At 44.3% G+C, this 3,574-nt stretch carries 2 protein-coding genes; both read left to right on the top strand.

Annotated features, from left to right (window positions below; translation table 11 throughout):
- On the top strand, positions 1–1,569 hold a 1,569-nt coding region (locus tag M0P91_RS14990), incomplete at its 5' end, for a ferredoxin--nitrite reductase (RefSeq protein ID WP_295069278.1).
- Position 1,570: 1 nt separating this feature from the next.
- A partial coding sequence (locus M0P91_RS14985; RefSeq protein ID WP_295069276.1) for a molybdopterin-dependent oxidoreductase occupies positions 1,571–3,574 on the top strand: 2,004 nt, incomplete at its 3' end.

The following is a 3,574-nucleotide window of genomic DNA, read 5'->3' as shown; positions in this document are numbered from 1 at the left end:
CGCTACATCACCATTGAAAATATCCCTGAAGCACTAAGTCTGCTGGAAAGCGTCGGTCTTACAAGCTACCAAACGGGTGTGGATAACTTCCGTAATATTCTCATCGATCCTCTCGATGGGTTGGCGATGGACAATATCATCCCCTCTTCTCACATCATGCAAGAAATTCAAAAAATATTTTTGAAAAATGAAGCGTGGATTACAACACTTCCTCGTAAATTCAATATTGGAATCAATGGCTCCCTATCCAATCGCTGTAATATCTTCGGTCAGGATTTTGCCCTAACTCTCGCACAAAAAGATGGCGTATATGGTTTTAACCTCTTTTTAGGCGGACGTGTCGGAACATTGGCAAAAAGTGCCGATATGTTTGTCCTGCCTCATGAAACGGTTAACGTTTTTAAAGCAGTCGTAGAACTCTTTAAAAAATACGGCTTTCGGGACAATCGCAATAAAAATCGTCTTGTTTTTCTCATCGAAGCCGTCGGAATGGCAGAATTTAGAAACGCTATCGAAGAGCAGCTTTCTCACACAATGCCTCTCTCAGGCGAGACTCTCAGCTGCCTCGAAGGAGGCGATCATTACGGAAAAATTTCTCTCAAAGACGGGTCATTTGCCCTCTACTCGGCCGTCCCATCAGGTGTATTTAGCGGAAGCGATTTGAGCGATGCTGCCGATATTGCCGCATCTCAAAACGGCGCCATTCGTCTCACCATCGAGCAAAATCTCATCATTACAGGAATCACGGATGAAACTGCGGCACTAGCCTTACCGTTATTTTTCAAATATCCAAACCGTCCCTCTCCCTATATGGCAAACCTTATCGCGTGTGCAGGAACCGAACATTGTCCGTTTGGTGTTATCCCGAACAAACCCGATGCAATAGAAATGGGAGAGTATTTGGCGCGTGAAGTACCGATGGAAGATGCAAAAATGCGTTTATATTGGTCCGCGTGTGTCAAAGGATGCGGTATTCACGGTGCAGGAGATTTAGGCTTTTTGGGCTGCAAAACTCCTTATAATGGAAAAACAGTCTTGGGTGTCGATATTTTCATCGGCGGAACACTAAGTGGCGAGGGTGGAGAAGGACATCTCTTACTCAAAGGAATCGTCTTAGAGCACGCACGCGAATACGTTGCAGAACTCATGCGTCAATATCGGGATTTACGCACGACTAAAGAGAGTTTGGAGAAATTTATTGCCCGGTTACAAGGACGTTATACCAACGCTTCTATCGGTTTTTTAATGCGTTGGAATCGACAAATGCGCCTGGAAAACAAACTCGAAGCACTGCTGTCTTTTAATCTCAAGCGTCAAGGCGGTTCACACAAAGAACAGGATGAGATTTTTGAATTTGGTTGCGCTATCATTTATGGAGCCACACAAAATAAGCCTTACGATACCGATGAACCTCTCGCAGAGGAGAAAAAAAGCTATCGTCATAAATCTTCCGAACTTGTACGCTACGCAACGATACTCGAAAAAATGGTAGAGCCTAATCCTCTGACACGATCGAAAGTATTTACCGAAATCGTTATTGAACTGAAAAAATTCGAAACGGGTGAATAAAATGGAAACATTACAGCCAATCTCTACGGGATGTCCATTTTGCGGTACAGGGTGCGCGTTAAATGTTGAGTGCAGCGATAAAGGTTTCAAAGTCAAAGGGGACAAAAGCAATCCCTCCACTTTAGGAGATTTGTGTTTTAAACCGATTCAAATGGCAAAAGCACTTGATATAAAACGCTTGCATACACCGTTATACCGAGAAGATAAGAATAAACCGTTTCAAGAGATTTCTTGGGAAAAAGCCATCGATCTTGTTGCTCAAAACATCACCTCACTTTCTAAAGAAGAGCTCTATTTTTACCTCTCAGGACAGCTTCTTACCGAAGAGAGCTATCTTTTTACTAAACTGATTAAAGGGCATTTAGGAACCAACAACGTCGATGCCAACTCACGGCTATGTATGGCAAGCGCCGTGACAGCCCACAAAATGGTTTTTGGAAGCGACGGCCCCGTAGGTAATTACCAAGACATTGATAATGCCGATGTGATACTCATCAGCGGTTCGAACCCTGCATGGGCACATCCGATTGTGTTTCGACGCATCTTGGCACGTAAAAAATCTCATCCCGATACACTCATCATCACTATTGATCCTATCCGTACCGAAACGGCGCAAAAAAGTGATCTTTGGATTGGTCTGCACAGCGGAAGCGATACCCTATTTTACAATGCTCTCTTAGGTGAACTTTACCGACGAAATGAGTGCGACATCGATTTCATCCAACGCTCCTCGCAAGGATTTGAAAACACTCTGGTAGAAGCCCTTAAAACTCCCTATCTCGATGCCATCAAATCGTGCGGTTTAGCTATAGAAGCCTCCGAACAACTCCTTCAAGCGCTGGGATCGGATAAAAAAATACTCGGTCTGTGGTGTCAAGGACTCAACCAAGCACAAGATGGAGTGATGCGCAACATCGGTTTTATGAATCTCTTTTTAGCAACAGGCAGGCTAAATGCCATCAAAGGCTCACCTTTATCTCTGACAGGTCAGCCCAATGCCATGGGAGGACGAGAGACAGGCTATCTCTCCAATGCCCTTCCCGGATACCGTGATGTTCGTAATCGAGACGACCGAATCGCTTGTGAAACTCACTGGAATCTTCCGAAAAATACCCTCTCGCCAGAGGTAGGAATCACCATTACCGAAGCCGTAGATTCCATACTCTGCGATAAAATCAAATTTTTATGGGTCGCTTGCACCAACCCGCTCCTAAGCCTTCCCGATGTCACAAAAACCAAACACGCACTTGAATCTCCTGATCTTTTTTTAGTCGTTCAAGATTGCACTCTCAGCGAAACAGCTGCATTAGCAAACTTGGTATTGCCAACTTTCGGATGGGGCGAAAAAGAGGGGAGCATGACCAACTCAGAGCGTTTCATCAAACGCGTACGACCGTTTAAATCTCCGCCATCGGGAGCGAAAAGCGACCTTGATATTATTTGTGATATTGCGAAAAAACTAGGATTGAGCGGATTTGAGTACCCTAATACCCAAAACGTGTACGATGAGTACAAAGCCCTAACTGCAAAACGATTATGTGACCAAAGTACACAAGAGTATGACACCCTCTCCTATCAATGGGGAGGAGAACACCTTTATACCGATGAGACATTTCCAACAACATCGGGTAAAGTACAGTTTCACCCCATCATATCCTCCACTTTAACTCTTGCTGATGAACACTATGTCCTGATTACAGGGAGAACCAAAAAACAATGGCACACCATGACCCGAACAGGATTGGTCGATGAACTCCTAAAAGACGAAGAACATCCATATCTGCTTATGAATGCTTCCGAAGCGCTTGCGATGAATCTAAATGAAGGTGACAGCGTTATAGTTTCCAATGAACTTGGACAGCTTGAATTGCCTATTCGTTTTGGAGAACTCGCCTCACGCCATCTCTTTGCCCCTTTTGGCTATCCGAAAGCTCCGATAAATACGTTAGTCCCCACCATTAACGACCCTTTTTCATTTCAAACTGCTTTAAAATCTGCACAAGTC

It is taken from the genome of Sulfuricurvum sp., assembly GCF_023229695.1.
GTDB lineage: Bacteria > Campylobacterota > Campylobacteria > Campylobacterales > Sulfurimonadaceae > Sulfuricurvum.
This window is presented reverse-complemented; position numbering and strand designations above follow the sequence as displayed.